This is a genomic window from Paenibacillus sp. OK060 (genome assembly GCF_900101205.1).
In the GTDB taxonomy this organism is placed as follows: domain Bacteria; phylum Bacillota; class Bacilli; order Paenibacillales; family Paenibacillaceae; genus Paenibacillus; species Paenibacillus marchantiae.
The window spans coordinates 298,342-317,960 of the sequence record NZ_FNFR01000002.1 but is presented as its reverse complement, the minus strand read 5'-3'; the positions used below and the strand labels follow the sequence as shown (position 1 = coordinate 317,960).

Here is a 19,619-nt window from a genome sequence, read left to right as displayed (position 1 = left end):
TAACAATCACAGGAGGGAAGATTATGAAATCCCGAAAGGAAACACCTTATCTGGATTTATTTCAGATTATCGGTCTTAAGTTAAAGAAAAGAGCGGACGAGAGTATAAAAGAGCTGGGCTTAAACGCTCAACAAGGAAAAGTAATCGATTATATTTACGAAAACCAAAATAGTCATATTATTCAAATGGATCTTGCAGATCGGTTTCATCTAAGTCGGGCCAGCATTACAAGTATGCTTCAAGCTCTAGAGCAAAAAGGGTTAATCGAGCGTAAAATCCCGGCCAATAATGAACGGCAAAAAAACATATACGTATTGCCAAAAGCGATTGAACTGATTGAAGATTTTCAAGACTCTTTCCAAAAGGTGGAGGAAGAAATCATTCAAGTCCTTACCGACGAAGAGAAGCAAGTATTAAAGAAATTGTTGATCAAAATCAATGAGACTATATAAAGAAGACACTTCCCTATGAAATGATGGCTGATTAAAAGGTTTTAGTCCCACTGAAAGTCCCTATTTAATTAGCCTAATTCCAAAAATCGCTTTAGATGACTATCTATAACGAGTGAATCCGCTTCGTTTGCACCGATTCCAAAGCAGTGTCCCCAATTGGATTCTATGGGTTGAAAAACAGCATTCGACATATGTTGAACGTCATACCTACTATCCTCTGGAGTGAAAAACAAATCACTTGATCCCGGCATAACGAGTGCAGGAGAGGAGATTTTACGTAATGCCTGTTCGAAGTTGTACTGGTCGACGGGATTATCGCTAATGTCTCCACTTATTCCTGTACGTAACATGGCAATCAAGTCATTCGCATCAAAGGACAAAAATACTTGGTCCCAGTATTCTTCTGCATAATGTTTCAATGAGCTGTATCCCTCGGATTGATACAATCTCTCCAAATAGTATGAATTTGAAAATCCCCAAGGGGCATAAACTCTCCCCATCGCTGCAAGACCGTCAATAGGTGGGTGCTTGTAAAGTCCTCTTTCCCATTTTGAATCCGCTTGTAATGCTGCGATCATACTCTGGAATACCAGTTGTGCTAGCGGCCTGGTTTTCGCCGTTCCGCCAAATGGTGCAATACGTTCGACCATTTCAGGATAACTTGTTCCCCATTGAAAAACTTGCATTGCTCCTAGAGACCAACCCACAACTAGCTTGATTTTGCTGATACCGAATTTCTCAGTCATGAGTTGATGTTGAGAACGTACATTGTCATACATAGAGATGAGAGGGAAATTGGACTTATCAAAAGGAGCAGGAGTATTACTGGGAGAGGAAGATAATCCGTTACCCAACATATTGGGCACAATGATAAAATATCGATTAGGATCTAATGCCTTGTTCTCTCCAATTAACCATTCATTATCGGTGTGAAGACCAGCAAACCAAGTGGGATACACAATGACATTGTTTTTTGCGGCATTTAAGGTACCGTAGGTCTTATAAGCAATAAATGCTTGAGGGAGTTGCTGACCAGATTGAAGCAATAGATCTCCAAGGGGATACGTTTCATAATCTTTCATTGATGGATGCTCCTTTATAACCAAATTAGTAATAACTTGATTTTCACTCTACAATACGCTTATCATCAATTCAACGAAACGTTTTTGAAGGTAACATTCAATTTTTTTGAACAAAGAAGGTGTTCGATTATGGAAATACGTCAACTAAAAACCTTTTGGACTCTGGCTTCTACACGCAGCTTTAGTCGGACTGCTGAACTATTGAGCTATGTACCATCTACCATAACCATGCAGATCAAATCCTTGGAAGAAGAGTTGGGCGTAAAATTGCTGGATCGACTAGGCAAAAATGTCATGTTAACGGATGCCGGCCAACAATTCTTGCCTTATGCTACTAAAATCCTGAACGATGTAGAAGAGGCCAAGTGTGTATCAAGTCAGCACGGGGAAACGACAGGAACGGTTACTATCGGGGCAGACGAAGTTATTTGTGCATACTTTCTTCCTGCTTTGTTCAAACGCTTCCGGGAGAACTACCCAGACGTTCGTCTTTTGTTTCGTCCCTTGTCCGGACAAGAGCTTAGAAACAGCCTAAGAGAAGGACTTACAGATGTGATATTTGTATTGGATGAATTCGTTGCAGCCAAAGATCTTCATTCAGAATTTTTGAAAGATGAGTATTTTAAAATGGTGGTTTCTCCAGATCATATGTTAGCAACGCACTCCTCATTGAACATTGATGACTTTCACAAACAGCATTTTTTGTTGACTGAAAAAAACTGTTCTTATCGCACTCCTTTTAACCAGTCCTTATTGAAAAAAGGAGCCGATGCATTGACAGAACTGGAGTTTCATAGTGTCGAAGCAATTAAACAATGCGCTGTGGCTGGTCTTGGGATCGCCCTGTTACCTGAGATGGCTTTAAAGGAAGAATTAAGAGAGGGGAGACTAGTTGCTTTACCATGGGATTTATCGGATGTATCCTTTTCCGCACAGATGCTCTGGCATCGTGAGAAATGGATTTCTCCATCAATGGCTGCCTTCATCGATATCGCAAAGAGTGAGTTAAAAACGGAAGAAGTATCTGGCTCATAAGAGGGAGAACACCAAGAACTCCAAAGGCAACGCCCATGAAAGGAATCTAAGGAGGGTCGCGTTAACCCGAGAACAGATACGTTGAAAATGAAAAAAAGATAAAGAGGGTCGCTAATTCAGCGGCTTTTTTGTTTTATTGCTACAAGTTCTTTTCCCACGCGAGGGAGGATCGCTAACTGTGGAAAATCTTTTTTTAGATACTGGTTTGCTTGGCGGGACAGAACTGAACTTTAAGTCGTGTTGTTTAAAGGTCCACTCTAAGTAATTTATAGGTTTAATTCTCCGTTTTACTTAAGCCATTTATGTCGCTTTTTCGATATGCTAGCGGAACTAATCCTATGTGCTTGCGAAAAAGGGATGAGAAGTAGCTCACACTTTGAAAGCCGCAGGCAAGTGCGATTTCACTCACAGATCTTTTGGTTTCCCTCAACATCTCACAACTTTTATGAAGGCGGTATCGAGTTAGATAGTTGTTGGGAGTTTGACCCACGTATTTATTAAATAAAGTACAGCAGCGGCTTCGACAAACGGCTCCTGAGGACGCAATGTCTTCAAGAGTTATTTTTTGCTCGTAGTTTTGATGAATGAATCGAGTCATTTGCTGAATATTTGTCCATAATTGCACATCGTGGATATCTCCCACCTTCGGTTGCAAGTGATCTCCAATACCAGCACATAAAGATAAAGCCTGAGAAGTTAAGCGGAACGGATTTGGAGCAAAGCTATTATGCATTTCAGCATAGATCGCTTGAATGGATAACAATATCTCTTGCTGCCAGGAGATCTGTTCTGCTAGTAATACAAAATCATCCATGTTTGGCCCAAACTTCTCTTCCCAGTAAGCTCGTATGAACGAACCTTCCCCGATGAGAGAGGAATGGATCACTATAACGATAAATGAACAATTACAATGACTGTTAGAAAAACCAAAATGCAAACGATGGCTATTCACAAAAATCCCATTTCCTTGCTCTAATTTAATGGTCTGTCCGTTAACAGAATACTCCATGGAGCCTTCCAGAATGTAAATGAACTCAACATCCGAATGCCAATGAGCGGCAGCTGCAAAATTATCAAATTCATTCAAGCTTCCTCTCCGGACATACAAGGGTAGGTCAGGTAGATTATAATTCAATCTTTCCGATAAATCAGAAAATACCTCTAAATTTTTCATCCAACAAAGTGCCTCCAATAAATATACGATTTTGACAAAAGTATAGCCAATATTTATGGAAAGGACAATGAATTTATCCTATCTTGATAATATGGATACCAACAGAGAGGAGTGGATGTACGTTAAAAAGAAAAAGCGCATACAGTTAACTACTCCTATGACGCGAGATTTTAATAAGGAATTAATCACGCTTGTCATTCCCATTGCATTACAAAATCTAATCTCAGCCACAGTCATATCAGCTGATGTAGTTATGTTGGGAATGATTAGCCAATCTACAATGTCGGCCGTATCGCTAGCGGGACAAATCACCTTCGCATTAACATTGTTTTACATGGGAATGGCTACGGGAGCAGGGGTTTTGACTGCACAATATTGGGGGAAGAAGGATGTACAAACCATACAGCGTATTCTCAGCACTGCCTGCTTGTTCTCATTTAGTATCTCTATTTTGTTTTTTTTAGTATCTTTTTTATATCCTGAAACGTTAATGCGTTTTTTTACAAATGATAGTGAATTAATTCGATTTGGTTCAATATTTCTAAAGATGAATTCGTTTTCTTATCTTGCAATGGGCATTTCACAAATGTATCTTAGCGTGATTAGAAGTATGGAAAATGCAAAACTAAGCGCTTGGATTAGTTCACTATGTTTAATGTTAAACATTTTGTTTAATGCGTTATGTATCTTTGTCCTTTTCCCAGACAGACCTGAAATGGCAATCATGGCGGTAGCTCTTGCTACAGTTTTAGCTCGGTTTATTGAGTTGGGCTGCTGTGTTATATACTCAGTGACGAGAGGATCGATTCGCTTTCGTTTTCCCAAATGGGATGGAATTCAGCGCAATCTCCTAAAGGATTTCCTGAAATACACCATGCCTGTTCAAGGCAATTACATTGTTTGGGGAGGGGCACTAACTGCGACTGCCGCAATTATTGGACATGTAAGTGCTGATATGGTTGCAGCGAATTCTGTTGCATCCGTGGTTAAGAATTTAACCATTGTCCTGTGTGGAGGTATTGCTAGTGGGGGATCTATATTGGTTGGGAAATATCTAGGTAAAGGGGAGATCGACAAAGCAAAACAGGTGGGAAGCAGAATGAATCTTTATGCTTTACTATTTGGAGTATTAGCAGGATGTACAATTATCCTGATAAAACCGCTTGTTTTCTCCGTAGTAAATCTAAATGTCATTTCTCAAAACTACTTGGATGGAATGTTATATATCAGTGCATTTTATTGTATTGCTAAATCCATTAATGCCACTAATATCTCAGGAATATTTACTGCAGGTGGTGACTCTAAATTTGGCTTTTGGTGTGATTCGATTGTAATGTGGGGTATTATTTTGCCGCTTGGTTATCTCTGTGCTTTTGTCTGGCACGTATCACCCCTTGTATTATATATCGTCATTAGTTTGGATGAGATCATTAAGTTGCCATTGGCATTTTACCGTTATCGCCAATACAAATGGCTAAATAATATTACAAGGACTTTTTCACCAGTAGGTTAAGAAATAGACGGTCAAAGAATGTAAGGTCAACTAAAATAAATAGATTAGATTAAATTCAGAGGAGACTAAGGCATGAATATTACAGAACGAATGGCAAGCCGACAACTGTTTACGGATCACGATGCGAATTATCCACAGGAAGCTTCTGATCTGGCTCGGGCGCGTCAACGAGGAAAGGCACTATGTTATGAGATCAATCGCTTACATCCCGATGATATTGAAATGCGTAAGACTCTGATGGAACAACTTTTCGGTAGTATTGGTGAAAATGTTTGGATGGAACCTCCTATTCGGATGTCGTATGGATCAAACACTACAGTAGGCAACAATGTCTATATCAACTTTAATTTAACTGTTGTCGATGACTATAAAGTCACGATTGGAAACGATGTCATGTTTGGTCCAAATGTCACGATTGCTGTAACCAATCATCCAGTACACCCAGAAAAGCGCAAAGAAGGTGGAATGTTCGCCCTACCGGTAGTCATCGAGGATGGCGCATGGATCGGTAGCTGCGCTGTGATTGTGCCAGGAGTTACTATTGGTGCGGGTAGTGTGATCGGTGCAGGAAGCGTGGTAACCAAGGATATTCCTAGTAATGTTATCGCTGTGGGTAATCCCTGCAGGGTCCTTCGTGAAATCACCGATCATGACAGAGAGTATTACTATAAAAACATGCGTTTCGACCAAGTCGAATGGTAGTGGATAACCAAGCAAATAATCAAATCTAACGTGGGCCGACTTAGACGTTACCTGGTAAGGAGAGAATATGGAAGAATGATGCCATTTATTGTTGAAATCATTATATCTGTATGTATTTTGATTGGATTATATTGTGTAGTAGGTAGGTTATTGGAATCCCCACGAGTTGTCAGTTACGCAGAGCATTTAGAAGAACAATTTGAAAGAAATCTTAATCTTTATGAAGACAACACAAATTGAATATTAAAGTATAAGATTTATAGATATAAATTGCTTTTATCCCCTTTTCGTAGACAAGAAAAAAAAGACATCTGTTAAGATGGACTTAATCTTGCTGAGCGGAGGGGATTTTTTTATGGATAAAAAAGGGAAATCATATCAATGGTGTGGCCGAAAGGGTCGACTTGTATATGGATTGAACTAACGCATTGGATAGTTTAAGCTTATTCACACTGGTTTATCATAGATCGTATTTAAATACATTAAAGAGCCGATTCTTTTCTTATGAGGGAATTGACGTTTCATTAGCCAAAAACACGATGACATTCAAATCATATTGAAATAGGGTGGAAACATGGATAAAGGATTTACATTAGCTAATCAACTATTAACGCTGCTTGATACGGAACAAAGATGGTTTACCTTAGCTGAAGTTGAAAAAAGTTTAGGTATCTCCGATAAAACCATACGTAAGATGGTTGAGGAAATCAGCAAGCAATTACCCCCTACGGTAACCATAGAAGTTTCTAGAGGAAAGGGAATCGTTCTTCGGCGCGATGGGCGAAGTGAGACGATGAGTGAAGTGATTTCTTCAATGTTCAGACAAACCATTTTTTATCGACTGATGAATGTTTTGTTCACGAATGTGGATCGACTGTCCGTGGAGGAGCTTGCCGGAGTCATGTTTATGAGTACCTCGTCGTTGAAGAAACTGATCGTGCAATTAAATAATAATGATCTAAAAGCGTATAAGTTACGCATTACATATTCAACCCCGATGATCAAAGGGAATGAAATGAATATTCGATATTTCTATTGGAAGTTATATTGTGATGCGTATGAGTTCACAGGATGGCCCTTTGCGAATGTCGATTTTGCATATATCAATCAGTTAATCACAAATACAGAGAATGAGAAAAATATTGTGTATTTTATCAATTCCAAACGGAGATTATCCTTTTTGTTGGCCATTGTTGTGGAAAGAGTCGCTAAAGGCAAATACGTAAAAATCGACGAAAGTGCTTACCCTTGGGAAAAGGGAATGTTTTATTTGCCTGTGAAGACCCTTGCCAAGAGTCTTGGAGAGAAGCTTTCCATTGATTTTCCCCATAGTGAAATTTACTTTATGCAATCCCTGGTCAGTCTCAGCCAATATCATTATTATGAAGGATCAGAAATAACGCCGATGAAAGAAGTTGAATTGCATAAGGACAAAGAAGAATATCAAATGGGTAATCTGCTTCTAAGGCTACTAGCCAAAGTATACCCTAACTTGGAGATGGAAGAACGATTTCTATTGGAGATATACGCGTTTTTTGACAAGTTATTAATCGATAATGCAATTCCTGAATGGATGATGATTTCACAAAGTAATTTAACGGCTTATGTTCAAAAGGAATGCCAACAGCTTTATCAAGAACTGCAAACCTGCATGCAAACGTGGAGTAAAGCTTATCCAGCCGTCTTGTACAATAATTTTCATTTAACCAAGCTAACCTTAATTGTTCGTTCCAATTTACGTTATAAAAGGAAAAGGGCCTTCTTGGTGATTGGAGAAGAATTTTCAATTCGTCATTACATAGCGGATTTGATCAAGAAGGAAATTGGGGATCAGCTGATCATCATTACTTCCATAATGAAAGGGCTCTCCGACGAAATGATGCAGCAACATCAGATTGATTTTGTCATTAGTAATATCCCTGTTGCATTGCAGACCGTGCCTGTTGTTATTATCTCTACGATCCCGTCTAAAAGAGATCTGGACAATATTCGTAAAGAATTACTTTTATAATTTGATCAATTATTTCCCGTATCCTTCGTAAGATTTTGGTCTAGTTTGTTATGCTGAAAAATCTTATGCTCAATGTACTTTCCGAACAGATTTTCTTGAAGGCAAGCGGAAGAGATTTCGGTAAGCCTGAGTTCAACATTGAGAGTAGGAGGCAGAAATATGAGTAGGCATTTAGGCGCGAAAAAAGGAGAAATAGCGGACATCGTTTTGCTTCCAGGAGATCCTTTACGTGCAAAATTTGTAGCAGAACACTTTTTAGATGAGGCCAATTGTTATAACGAAGTAAGAGGCATGTATGGGTACACTGGATTATACAAGGGGATACGGGTATCAGTTCAGGGGACAGGGATGGGAAATCCATCGATGAGCATCTATGCAACGGAATTGATTGTCGATTATGAAGTGAAGAAATTGATTCGTATTGGTACATGTGGCGCGATGCAGAAAGAAATTAATATCCGCGATATTGTAATAGCCCAATCCGTGTCTTCAGATAGTAATATGACGGATAAGATCTTCCATGGCTGTAATTATGCACCTACAGCAGATTTCTCATTGTTAATGAAAGCGTATCAACAAGCACAAGCTAAACAAGTAAATGTCTTTGTCGGCAACATCTATAACTCCGATGAATTCTACCGTGAGAGCTTAGATCGACTTCACAAGTTTATGGATTTTGGTGTATTAGGAGTTGAAATGGAAAGCACAGCCCTATATACGTTAGCCGCTAAATATGGCGTGAAAGCGCTATCTATTTTGACAGTAGGTAGTCAATTGTTAACACAAGAGCACTTAACTCATCAAGAAAGTGAACAATCATTTTATGAAATGGTCGAAATCGCTCTTAACACGGCCATTGAGAGCTAATCTATCGATAAGAGTACTGGTGCAAGAAGAGAGAGTGAGTAAGAAATGAAGGGAATACTATCTGGATTGCAGTGGATGATTTTTATGATCGCAGGTGCAATTGCTGCGCCAATTGCTATCGCAGATTTATATAACCTAACACCCATGGAGGCTTCTGGACTCATCCAGAGCACACTAATTACTTTAGGAATAGCTGGATTTTTACAAGGCGTCATCGGCCATAAATTCCCTATTCATGAAGGTCCAGCAGGGTTATGGTGGAGCATTTTCACTATTTACGCAAGTTTAGTGGGGGTATTGTATTCTTCGAATATTGCTGCCCTGCAAGCTTTAAGTGGGGGAATGATCTGTAGTGGAGTTTTATTTATCCTAATCTCAGCATTTAAGCTGATGGATAAAATCGCTCGTCTATTTACGCCAACGGTCACTTTTATATATTTGCTCTTATTGATCTTTCAATTAAGCGGTTCTTTTATGAAAGGTATGATGGGGATCACGTCCAGCCACACCTTGTTAGATGTTAAAGTGTTCGTGCTGAGTGTGATTGTGATTTGCATTACCTTTGGGTTAGGGAACAGTCGCTTTGTTTTGCTGCGCCAATTTTCAGTAATAATCAGTATATCGATAGGCTGCTTATTGTTTATCATATGCGACAAGATGCCGGTGATTTCACCGGCGGATACACTATTTAAACTGCCAAAACTATTTCCTTTTGGAAGTCCAAGATTTGATAGCGGGACAGTCACAACTGCCTTTCTATTAACACTATTGTTAATAACCAATGCGCTTGCGTCTATTCGGTTGATGGATACCGTTATGAAACAAAAGAAATTGGATCATAACCGTTATTTGCGTGCCGGATTTACTTCTGGCATTACCCATTTTATTGGTGGCAGTTTCGGAGCGATTGGCTCAGTGCCTATTTCGGGAGCGGCGGGATATGTTGAACAAACAGGGATGAGGGAACGGAAATCGTTTTTAATTGGATGCACCTTAGTCATCTCTGTATCCTTGTTTCCGCCAATAATGAACGTAATATCCGGTATTCCAGCGCCTATAGGCTATGCCGTTACATTCGTTATCTTTGTGAAGATGGTTGGATTATCGCTGAAGGAATTGAAGAAGGTTCTGCATGAAGAACGAACATTTGTTGTTAGCGGAGTTTCTCTTTTAGTTGGTGTGGGTTTAATGTTTATTCCTACATCCGCTACCAGCCATTTATCTCCGATTGTAATAGCCATTTTGAATAATGGGTTAATTTGCGGAAGTCTATTGGCGATTATTTTGGAACAAGGGTTAATGTGGAAAGATGCAAATCGATATGAGGATTCCAAAAAAAGTATCGATAATTTGGAGGGTTAATTATGCATTATCTAATTTCTGTTGTTGGTCTGGTTATTGTTCTATTACTAGCCTGGCTTGCGAGTAATAATAAACGGAAAATCAAATATCGTCCAATCATCATAATGATTGTTATTCAGTTAGGATTGGGATTAATTATACTAAAAACGAGTATAGGCGAATTCTTAATTAAAGGGTTTGCCGATAGTTTTTCGAAATTACTTGGATATGCCAACGAAGGAACGAACTTTGTTTTTGGTGGGATTGCCAATGAAGGAGCTCATACCTTTTTCCTGTTTGTGTTGATGCCAATTGTTTTTATGTCAGCATTAATAGGAATCCTGCAACATTACAAAATACTGCCGTTCATTATCAAGTATATTGGTCTGGTGCTAAGTAAAGTAAATGGCATGGGAAAATTGGAATCTTATAATGCGGTTGCAGCCGCAATTGTAGGACAGAATGAAGTATTTATTTCTGTGAAAAATCAGCTTGGATTATTGCCAAAACATCGCTTGTATACATTATGTGCATCTGCAATGTCGACGGTATCGATGTCCATTGTTGGTTCATATATGACGATGCTGGAACCTAAATATGTAGTAGCTGCATTAATATTAAACCTATTTGGCGGCTTTATCATTACATCCATCATTAATCCGTATGAAGTTACAGCAGAAGAAGATATCGTTGAAGTTAAGGAAGAGGGCAAACAAACGTTTTTTGAAATGCTGGGCGAATATATTATGGATGGATTTAAAGTAGCCATCGTAGTTGGGGTAATGTTAGTTGGTTTTGTTGGAATCATTGCTTTAATTAACGGGGTCTTTAGTGGCATATTTGGAATATCATTTCAGGGAGTTCTAGGGTATGTCTTTGCACCAATTGCCTTTATGATCGGTGTGCCATGGCATGAAGCGGTTCATGCGGGGAGTATCATGGCAACGAAGCTGGTTGCGAATGAATTTGTTGCCATGCTAGACTTTGTTAAGATTCAAGACGGTTTAAGTGGCCGTACTACAGCTATTGTTTCCGTTTTTCTAATCTCATTTGCTAACTTTGGGTCCATTGGTACTATCGTGGGTGCAGTAAAAGGGCTGAATGAAAAACAGGGGAATATTGTTGCTCGCTTTGGATTGAAGCTGTTATATGGCGCAACACTTGTAAGCGTTTTATCCGCTATAATTATCGGAATTATATTTTAGTTGAATCATTTCTATTTTGAATACCATTGAACTCGAAATGGAGCTGTTCCAAAAAGACAGTTGATGTCAGAGGGACATAAAAATTATCACATTAAAAGTCGCTAATTTTAGCGGCTTTTTTTTCGTCTGTTTGCTCATATTTGGGACGACGTACCGGTTGCTGTCTATATAGTCACGAGCGGTCAGACCGGGGTTTTCAGCCTGAACTGTACATTGAATAATTACAGACTGTCAGTCCAATACGTCGATCGAGGGAATCGGCTCACTCACCGATCAACACATTAAATTTAAGAAAGTATATATTGACAGCGGAAAAAATGTGTATTACATTTAACTCCACACTTTTTAAACATTTATATTTAAAAAGTATCTTTGAATGAAAATAGGTATCATATGTTGGTTATTCTTCACTTCACAATGGGTTAGATCAGCGTCTGCGGAAGTTACATATTTAGCATACATATTCAATATTTGATTTAGGGAGGACAATTTAGATGGCTTTATTATTCAAAAATCGGGGCGCTCTGCTGCTTCTGATGTTTAACCTATTTTTAGTTTTTGCTGGTATCGGTCTGGTCATACCAGTGATACCGCAATATATTACTATTTTAGATATTAACGGTACGATTGCTGGGATGCTTACTGCTTCCTTTGCATTTACACAGTTGATTTTCTCACCACTGGCGGGACGATTATCCGATTCCTTAGGACGCAAGCGAATGATTGTCGCCGGAATGCTAGTTTTCGCCTGTGCCGAGGTGATATTTGGGTTAGCTGACTCAGCTCTGCTGCTTTTTGTATCCCGGATGATGGGTGGCGTTAGTGGAGCACTCATCATGCCAACGGTTATGGCTTATGTGGCGGATGTAACCTCCGAGGAAGATCGTGCGAAGGGAATGGGATTCATTAATGCCTCGATCTCGACAGGCTACATCATTGGCCCCGGCATCGGGGGCTATATTGCCGAATTCGGCATTCGTGTTCCGTTCTATGCTGCGGGGGTTGCTGGTCTAATCGCTGCGATCCTTACTATGATTGTCCTGCCGGAATCTCTTTCATCCCTTGTAAAGGGTAATGGGAATAGCGACAAAGCAATGCCTAATCTGGAACCCAAAAGAAGTCTAATTCAACAGTTACGGTTTACATACCGCGAGCCTTATTTTATCAGTTTAATTATTGTGTTCGTCATGTCCTTTGGACTTGCCAACTATGAAGCGGTATACGGTCTGTTCGTTGACCATAAGTTTGGCTTCACACCAAAGGATATTGCCTTCATTTTCACATTCGGCTCTATTGGGGGCGCGTTGATTCAGTTAACCATTTTCGGTTGGATTATAAGCCGTTATGGTGAGAAAACAGTCATTACAGTCTGCTTGATCCTTGCCGGGGTATTTGTTCTGTTGACGTTGTTCGTACACCAATACTGGCTGATCTTCGCCGTCACCTTTGTTGTCTTCTTGTCCATCGATATTTTGCGTCCGGCCATCAGCACTCAAATGTCCATGGTCGCAAAAGAACATCAAGGATATTTGGCTGGACTTAACTCCGCTTTTACCAGCCTTGGCAATATCATCGGGCCGGTAGTAGCTGGACTGATGTTTGATATCAATGTTAACTACCCTTATGTGGTTGCCGGAATCATCCTGATTCTTTGCTTTGGGCTTTCACTGCGCACAGGAATCAAGCGCGTACAGCGTGTACGAACTTAATGAATTAAGCGGACTGTGGAGGAGGGTCCAGAGATTAAGATTCGGACATTAAACAAATTATCTCAGATCCCTTTTTGAATTTTAATGATTTTAATCAAATTTCAGATTTAGATACAAATGACTTTTTGCTTACTGCAATTTCGTGTAGGTTCAGCTCATTTTGCCTATACCTCACGATTTATGGTGCCATCCTCGTCGACTAAGGTCCCTAGAATATCAAAAACTAAAGTTTCGATCTCCATACATTGATCTTGTTCGGGAAATAAGCTTAAGCTGAGTTTAAGCCACTTTCAAGTATGTTCACAAAAGGAGGACAATTCAGGGAGTCTGTGGAATAAATATACAAATTTACTGAAATTGGAGGTTGTGAAATGACGTTTCCGACACATATTGTCTCATCAGGTGGAATTGTAGAAGATGGAAATGGAAATATCCTATTAGTAAAAGCCCATGATGATGGTTGGGTGTATCCTGGTGGTATAACTGAAGTTGGAGAAAATCTGATTGATGGTGTGATTCGTGAAATAAAAGAGGAAAGTGGAATTGACGCGGAGGTTAACCATTTAATTAATGTTGTTTCGAATACAGCGATACATAAGTGGTATGACGGTGTGACGGATGTTCCCACAAAGGTTATGTTTGATTTCGTGTGCAAAGCTGTAGGTGGAGAGTTAGCGACTTCTGATGAAACGAGCGAATGTAGTTGGGTTCCAAAGGAAAATGTTCTGGATTGGATTACATTACCCGCCATCCGCATGCGTTATGAAGCATATTTGAACTTTAATGGCTCTGTGAATTATATCGAATACGTCACTGGGAATATGTCAGAATGTGATGTCAAGCTTCAAAAGCGTGTTTAATTGTAAGTGGGTTTGCGTTTAAAAAACTTTGCACTAACGAGTAACGATAGATCAATAAAATCAAGAAGGCAGCTAATCAACGTGATTAGCTGCCAAGAATCATTAAAAAATAATTTAAATTACCTAGTCCTATATCATACTAATTAACCATGTGATTGATGTATTGCTGTGATAATATGTCTAAATGTACTTACAACTGAATAGGCAAACCTATGGAAATGTAGGGACGCAAAGCTACAGGGACTAAAGTTTCAAGTTTTATGACAATGTCAGCCAGTTGCCAAAGAGTATATGATGCTTTTTGTTCTTAGAAGTTTATAAAAGGTGAAGTCTTCATCTTTTAATAGCTTTGCGTGCAATAAAACTACTCTTATGGGTAGTTTTTTTTTGCGCTATTTTAGGTCAGTTGTCATAACTATCATTCATCAGGAGGAAACAATTATGAAAAAAATGATTGCAATCGCTACATCTGCAGCACTACTCGTTGGCCTGTCAAGTGAAGCAGGGTATGCTGCAGGAAGTCAACTATCCAGTGTTTCTAATGCTACTGTGACAAACCAGGCAGGGGATCGTGGCACTATTGTACCCACTGTGGCATCCGTTAAACTGTTTGATTTATACGGAAAAGACATTTTAAATGCTTATAATGATGTCTTTAAAATGAACACTACTCATATTAAGTCAATCACTAATAATGGGGGGAACTACTCAAGTTCCACCATAAATAAGGGGATTGATGGAGATATAAATACACACTGGGAAACAGGTAAACCCAATTCTTCAACATTTACAAATGAGGTCGTACTTCTTTTGGATGAATCGACTACATTAAATAGAATCGTGTACGCAGCTAGACAAACTGGAGCTAAAGGGAAAGGATTCGCTCAAGAGTTTGAGATTTACAGTTCAATGACGGATGCAGGCGATGATTTCACGTTAGTATCCACGGGGGAGTATAAAGGCTCCACAGGTGACGTAGTTGAAATGAAATTTGCGCCAACAGCATTTAAGCGAATCAAGTTTGTCTTCAAGAAGGCAAATCAAGATTGGGCGAGTGCGGCTGAGTTTGCTTTTTATAAAGAAGATGCTCTGTCGGATAAGATGAACAAACTGTTTACGGATAATACATATAGTCAGGTTAGCGGGGAGTTTAACACAGTAGAGAAAATAACTGCTTTGGAAAATGAGGCAAAGTTCCATCCTTTATATTCTCAGTTTAAAGCTCAGCTTGATGTAGCCCAAAAGATCGTGAGCGGTGAACTGCAAACCGCAGGAATGATCATTACAGCTGAACAACATGGCGATATGAAGAAGCATGCGCAGCAAAACTTAAGATTTAGTATGGGCACCAATAACCAGCCTACCGGACTTGTAGCCATGCCGGGCGATACGATTAACGTATATGTGGATGTCGATTCTACTGATAAAGTGCCTTCATTAATCTTTTCGCAGCAAGAAGGTGCTTGGAATAGCTGGGCAAAAGGAGTGCAATTGCGTCTTGGAAAAAATACGATCGTGGTACCTGAAAACCCTACAACCAGTGCTTACGCCCATGATGTAACAAAAGGTGGACCTATCTACATCGTTAATCCTTATACGTCTGAAGAGCAAGGCCAAGCGCCTCGTATTCGTTTTGAAGGTGTAGAACGATTCCCGATGATGACGCAGGACTCTGATCCGGCCGAATTTGTTGCTTTCTTGAACGATTATAAACAAAGATTAGATGCAGATAAAGCAGCCCATCCGAACATTAAAGACCGTGAAATGATCGACGTAGTTGAAATGGTGAGTGATCGTATTATTTTTACAGGTACGGCTACACAAGCCTACAATGAGTTTATTACGAAGAGTCAAAATCCTGTGGCTACCTTAACGGGTTATGATGTATGGATTAATAGATTATTTGATTACTTTGGTCTAGATGGCCGCAGTGAGAACCATGATCCTAAGCTTATTCGAGAGAATATTAGATTAATGCAGCCGTATGGTGCGATGTATGCAGCAGGTGACCATACTGGAATTCAGGCTGAAACCGTACCTTTGATGCTACAAGATTTCAGCAAGGTATATCCAGGTTGGGGTTTATCGCATGAGATCGGGCACCGCATGGCTGTAGGTGAACGGGAGTATGGTGAGGTCAGCAATAACATGTTACCTATGTTGATGTCAGTAGAGCGTAATTCCATAGATACACGCATCCCATTTGAATCGGATATTTATAAATATGTTATTCAAGAAAATAAAGTAGCGATGGAACAGCAGGGTCTTTTTGCGAGACTCGGCGCATTCTGGCAATTAGAATTGGCCCATCCAGGGTACTGGGCGGAGTTAAATAGTCTATATCGAGATCGTAAAGTATCCCTTCCTAATGGGGAAAGCTCCAGACAACAATATTTAGTAGAATTCTCGTCAGAAGTATTAGGTCAGGATTTGAGCAGCTTTTTTGCTAGACACGGTTTTACAGTCAATCCCGAGACCAAAGTGAAGGTAAGCAAATACCCGGCGTCCAACAAGTTATGGTATTTAAATAATTCAGTCGTCCACTATGAAGGAACAGGGATCGCTAATAAAAATGTTCCTATCAACATCAATATTAGCTCGAATGCAGCAGCAAAAACGAATACGTTGACCTTTAATATGGATAAAGCCTACAAGGAAGATATGCTGGGTTATGAAATATACCGGGACAATGTCTTAGTTGGATTTACGGGTACGGACCAATTTGTAGACGCCAATGTCGATATGGCTCAAAACTATACCTATAAGATCATTGGTTATGATAAAAAATTGAATGCGCTGAGCCCGGTAGAGGTTAAGGCATTCAAACCAATGCTATCGGTTGAAGAGCATATTACGCTCAAGCTGAATCAGGCTTTTGATCCAATCAGCTACGTTAAGGCAGCGAATTATCAAGGGAAAGATCTTACCGATACTATCGCTGTAAAAACAAATAACGTGGATATCACGACAAAAGGAAATTATGAGGTTGTCTATGAAATCAAGAATGAAGGAACTACCGAAACCAAAACGGCGCACGTAACCGTAACAAGTGATTATGTGTACGCCTCCGATCTGGATACGGCATCAGCTAGTGTAGGTTGGGGCTCCTTGAAGAAGGATCAGGCACCATCAGGTAGCGCAATTACTTTAGTAAGACAAGGTCTAGCTGCAATGTATATTAAGGGGTTAGGTGTTCATGCCAACTCTGAAGTTGTGTACAACATTGAAGGCAAAGGGTATGACTTTTTCGAAAGTTATATTGGTATCGATCAGGCTGTGAAAGGTAATGCGGCTTCCTCTGCAACGTTCGAAATCTACGTCGACGGGGAACAGAAATTTAGCAGTGATGTGTTCAAATCGAGTACAGAACATGCATTTGTACAGATCCCTGTAACAGACGCAAGAGAAGTGAAGCTCGTCACAACCGATGCGAACCACAATGGAAATACAGCGGATCACACGGTATGGGCAGATGCAAAGTTCACAAATAATGCTAGCCTACCTACGTTAACGGTTCCTGAAGAAATGGCTACAGTGAAGTTAAATAGTGAGTTTGATGTGCTGAAGGGCGTAGAAGCATTTGATGCCGAAGATGGTAATTTAACAGCACAAGTTGAAGTGAACTTGAATGGTTTCAATCCAGGTAAGTCTGGAACGTATCAAGTCCAATTCAAAGTGACTGACAGCGATGGAAATACCGTTACAAAGACACGACAAATCGTTGTTTACAGCGCCAGTCCCTATGCAAGCGATTTGAACTGGGAGTCGGCTAAAACAGATTATAATGTGGTTAGAAAGGATAAAGCCAGTTCGAACAATCCAATCAAGTTACTCGTCAATGGTGCAATTCAAGAGTTTGAAAAGGGAATTGGAACACACGCCAATTCGGAGATCGTATATAATCTTGCCCATAATAACTACGCCTATTTTGAAACGATCGTAGGTGTCGATCGCAATATTCCGGAGCAGAATAACTCTAGCGTGAAGTTCAGTATTCTGGCAGATGGCCAAGAAGTGTATAACAGTGGATTGATGAAATATGGTACGGAAGCCAAAAGGGTTCAAATCCCGCTTGCGGGTGTACAGCAATTGAAGCTAATCGTAGATAATGCAGGTAACGGAAATGCTTCTGATCATGCTGATTTTGCAGATGCAAAGTTCCTTGTACTAAATAGTGTGCCAACACTTACGATACCGAAATCGATATCGACAAAAGTAGGACAAACCCTCCAGATCGATGAAAATTATAAAGCCGTGGATGCTGAGGATGGGGATTTAACTTCTAGTGTAGTGGTTACGGGAAGAGAGCAAGTGAATTTCAATCGAGTTGGAGAATATCCAATCACTTACACTGTAGCGGATAGCGATGGTAATGTAGTGACGCAAACACGTACGATCGCTGTCGTTAACATGGAGGATTACAAGTATCTGACAGATGTTGATTGGACTTCTAACCAAAATAGCTATGCTGCTCCGCAAAAGGATATTTCGATTAGTAATCATGCTTTGAGATTAACGGATGAGAATAATCGTGAAGTAATCTATGACAGAGGCATTGGAGCACATTCGAACTCTACGATTGTGTATGATTTAAGCGATAAGAATTATGATTACTTCACGTCCTATGTGGGTGTAGATCGGCAAATGTATGGTTCTGTCGGCTCTGTAAGCTTTGAGGTTTATGTGGATGGAGATAAGAAATTCGACAGTGGAGTTATGAACTCTAGAGATCCGCAAAAATTCATTGAAGTAGACATTAACGGAGCGAAAGAGCTTAAATTAGTCGTAACAGACGGTGAAAATGGCAATGGATCTGACCATGCCACATGGGGAGATACAAAGCTACATTTTGTCAACGCGGCTAGACTATATACTGAAGATCTGGAACAAGTTGTTACAGATGCTAAAGTGATTAATCTTGATGGGTACACAGAGGAGAGTGCTGCGGCGTTCACCGCTAGCTTATCCGCCGCCGGGGAGATCCTGGCTAATAAGGAAGTTAAGCAAGAAGAAGTAGATACAGCACTAGCGGCATTACGGGCAGCAATAGCTGGATTAACCGAAGTTGATTTAACTGCGTCGATTGTCATACAAGATGAATATTTAAGAGATTCTATTAAGACAACGCTAGGAATAACGGGAGATCTAACCCTTGGCGATATGCTGAAGTTGACAACATTTAATAGTAAATCTGGAAGAGTTAAATCCCTAGAGGGGTTGCAGTACGCAAATAACTTGGTGACGTTAGATATCACAGGCAATGCAATTACGGATTTCTCGCCATTAAAAGGGTTAACCAAACTCGCTAACTTGTTGGCAAATCCTCAAATCATTGAAGTAGGAGAGCTAACGGGCCCTAGCATTGAAGTCACAAATTTGGTTACAGGAATAGATGGTAATAAAGTGATCCCCTATTCAGCAAGTGTTAGAAACAATAAAACGTTTAAAGAAACACTGATCAATGTGAGCGAATGGGAAAAGAGCCCCGACAAGTTCACTATAGATATGTCCAATGAAGAAAAAGGATATTACACCTTTAACTTGGTATACGAGGTAAAAGGTAATCTTATAGGATTGATCTATATGATAAATCACCAATAAACTTTGCATGCATCCATTGAAAACCGCTAATTTAGCGGTTTTTTTTGTTTGAGGAGTCAAGTTCTTG

The 19,619-nt window shown here is 39.9% G+C and carries 13 protein-coding genes and 1 riboswitch; of the genes, 11 read left to right on the top strand and 2 right to left on the bottom strand.

Annotated elements, in window-relative coordinates; translation table 11 throughout:
* Window positions 1-23 precede the first annotated feature (23 nt).
* Window positions 24-452, top strand: coding sequence for a MarR family winged helix-turn-helix transcriptional regulator (locus BLS14_RS07715; protein ID WP_063563662.1), 429 nt, complete (start codon window positions 24-26; stop codon window positions 450-452).
* 68 nt (window positions 453-520) lie between these two features.
* Here the strand turns inward: BLS14_RS07715 and BLS14_RS07710 are convergent, their stop codons facing one another.
* A complete protein-coding gene (locus BLS14_RS07710; protein WP_090950721.1) occupies window positions 521-1,534 on the bottom strand; it encodes an alpha/beta fold hydrolase in 1,014 nt (337 codons plus the stop codon).
* Window positions 1,535-1,663: 129 nt separating this feature from the next.
* On the opposite strand from BLS14_RS07710, the gene BLS14_RS07705 reads away from it, so the two are divergent.
* Window positions 1,664-2,569 (top strand): LysR family transcriptional regulator, encoded by a 906-nt coding sequence (locus BLS14_RS07705; RefSeq protein ID WP_090950717.1) that lies wholly within the window; start codon window positions 1,664-1,666, stop codon window positions 2,567-2,569.
* A 274-nt stretch (window positions 2,570-2,843) separates the two neighbouring features.
* Here the strand turns inward: BLS14_RS07705 and BLS14_RS07700 are convergent, their stop codons facing one another.
* The gene (locus BLS14_RS07700; RefSeq protein WP_090950712.1) at window positions 2,844-3,743 is read right to left on the bottom strand and encodes an AraC family transcriptional regulator; all 900 of its coding nucleotides are present in this window, start codon (window positions 3,741-3,743) and stop codon (window positions 2,844-2,846) included.
* Between the two features lie 91 nt (window positions 3,744-3,834).
* Between BLS14_RS07700 and BLS14_RS07695 the strand changes: the two genes are divergently transcribed.
* The 9 genes from BLS14_RS07695 to BLS14_RS07655 all read left to right on the top strand — a co-directional run bounded on the left by BLS14_RS07695 (window position 3,835) and on the right by BLS14_RS07655 (window position 19,552).
* On the top strand, window positions 3,835-5,256 hold the full coding sequence (locus BLS14_RS07695; RefSeq protein WP_256336267.1) for an MATE family efflux transporter: 1,422 nt from the start codon (window positions 3,835-3,837) through the stop codon (window positions 5,254-5,256).
* Window positions 5,257-5,328: 72 nt separating this feature from the next.
* Window positions 5,329-5,958, top strand: a complete 630-nt coding sequence (locus tag BLS14_RS07690; protein ID WP_064637624.1) for a DapH/DapD/GlmU-related protein — start codon at window positions 5,329-5,331, stop codon at window positions 5,956-5,958.
* A 574-nt stretch (window positions 5,959-6,532) separates the two neighbouring features.
* Window positions 6,533-7,969 carry an AcpB/EbpR/MafR family transcriptional regulator gene (locus BLS14_RS07685; protein ID WP_090950707.1) on the top strand — a complete coding sequence of 479 codons (1,437 nt, stop codon included), beginning with the start codon at window positions 6,533-6,535 and terminating at the stop codon, window positions 7,967-7,969.
* A gap of 159 nt (window positions 7,970-8,128) precedes the next feature.
* Window positions 8,129-8,836 carry a purine-nucleoside phosphorylase gene (gene deoD / locus BLS14_RS07680; RefSeq protein ID WP_064637627.1) on the top strand — a complete coding sequence of 236 codons (708 nt, stop codon included), beginning with the start codon at window positions 8,129-8,131 and terminating at the stop codon, window positions 8,834-8,836.
* A 45-nt stretch (window positions 8,837-8,881) separates the two neighbouring features.
* A complete protein-coding gene (locus BLS14_RS07675; protein WP_090950704.1) occupies window positions 8,882-10,198 on the top strand; it encodes a purine/pyrimidine permease in 1,317 nt (438 codons plus the stop codon).
* A 2-nt stretch (window positions 10,199-10,200) separates the two neighbouring features.
* A complete protein-coding gene (locus BLS14_RS07670) occupies window positions 10,201-11,382 on the top strand; it encodes a NupC/NupG family nucleoside CNT transporter (RefSeq protein WP_063563670.1) in 1,182 nt (393 codons plus the stop codon).
* A gap of 494 nt (window positions 11,383-11,876) precedes the next feature.
* Entirely contained in the window at window positions 11,877-13,091 is a 1,215-nt protein-coding gene (locus tag BLS14_RS07665) for an MFS transporter (protein WP_063563671.1), read from the top strand.
* Window positions 13,092-13,462: 371 nt separating this feature from the next.
* Window positions 13,463-13,951: an NUDIX hydrolase gene (locus tag BLS14_RS07660; protein ID WP_079693760.1), complete on the top strand. Its 489-nt coding sequence runs from the start codon at window positions 13,463-13,465 to the stop codon at window positions 13,949-13,951.
* Between the two features lie 193 nt (window positions 13,952-14,144).
* Window positions 14,145-14,236: riboswitch (cyclic di-GMP riboswitch) on the top strand.
* 156 nt (window positions 14,237-14,392) lie between these two features.
* Window positions 14,393-19,552: an NPCBM/NEW2 domain-containing protein gene (locus BLS14_RS07655; protein ID WP_176854429.1), complete on the top strand. Its 5,160-nt coding sequence runs from the start codon at window positions 14,393-14,395 to the stop codon at window positions 19,550-19,552.
* Window positions 19,553-19,619 lie beyond the last annotated feature (67 nt).

Bases quoted from the DNA above. Each gene is read 5' to 3' on its own strand.
- BLS14_RS07715 (WP_063563662.1), top strand. From the start codon at position 24: ATGAAATCCCGAAAGGAAACACCTTATCTGGATTTATTTCAGATTATC.
- BLS14_RS07710 (WP_090950721.1), bottom strand. From the start codon at position 1,534: ATGAAAGATTATGAAACGTATCCCCTTGGAGATCTATTGCTTCAATCT.
- BLS14_RS07705 (WP_090950717.1), top strand. From the start codon at position 1,664: ATGGAAATACGTCAACTAAAAACCTTTTGGACTCTGGCTTCTACACGC.
- BLS14_RS07700 (WP_090950712.1), bottom strand. From the start codon at position 3,743: ATGAAAAATTTAGAGGTATTTTCTGATTTATCGGAAAGATTGAATTAT.
- BLS14_RS07695 (WP_256336267.1), top strand. From the start codon at position 3,835: ATGGATACCAACAGAGAGGAGTGGATGTACGTTAAAAAGAAAAAGCGC.
- BLS14_RS07690 (WP_064637624.1), top strand. From the start codon at position 5,329: ATGAATATTACAGAACGAATGGCAAGCCGACAACTGTTTACGGATCAC.
- BLS14_RS07685 (WP_090950707.1), top strand. From the start codon at position 6,533: ATGGATAAAGGATTTACATTAGCTAATCAACTATTAACGCTGCTTGAT.
- deoD (WP_064637627.1), top strand. From the start codon at position 8,129: ATGAGTAGGCATTTAGGCGCGAAAAAAGGAGAAATAGCGGACATCGTT.
- BLS14_RS07675 (WP_090950704.1), top strand. From the start codon at position 8,882: ATGAAGGGAATACTATCTGGATTGCAGTGGATGATTTTTATGATCGCA.
- BLS14_RS07670 (WP_063563670.1), top strand. From the start codon at position 10,201: ATGCATTATCTAATTTCTGTTGTTGGTCTGGTTATTGTTCTATTACTA.
- BLS14_RS07665 (WP_063563671.1), top strand. From the start codon at position 11,877: ATGGCTTTATTATTCAAAAATCGGGGCGCTCTGCTGCTTCTGATGTTT.
- BLS14_RS07660 (WP_079693760.1), top strand. From the start codon at position 13,463: ATGACGTTTCCGACACATATTGTCTCATCAGGTGGAATTGTAGAAGAT.
- BLS14_RS07655 (WP_176854429.1), top strand. From the start codon at position 14,393: ATGAAAAAAATGATTGCAATCGCTACATCTGCAGCACTACTCGTTGGC.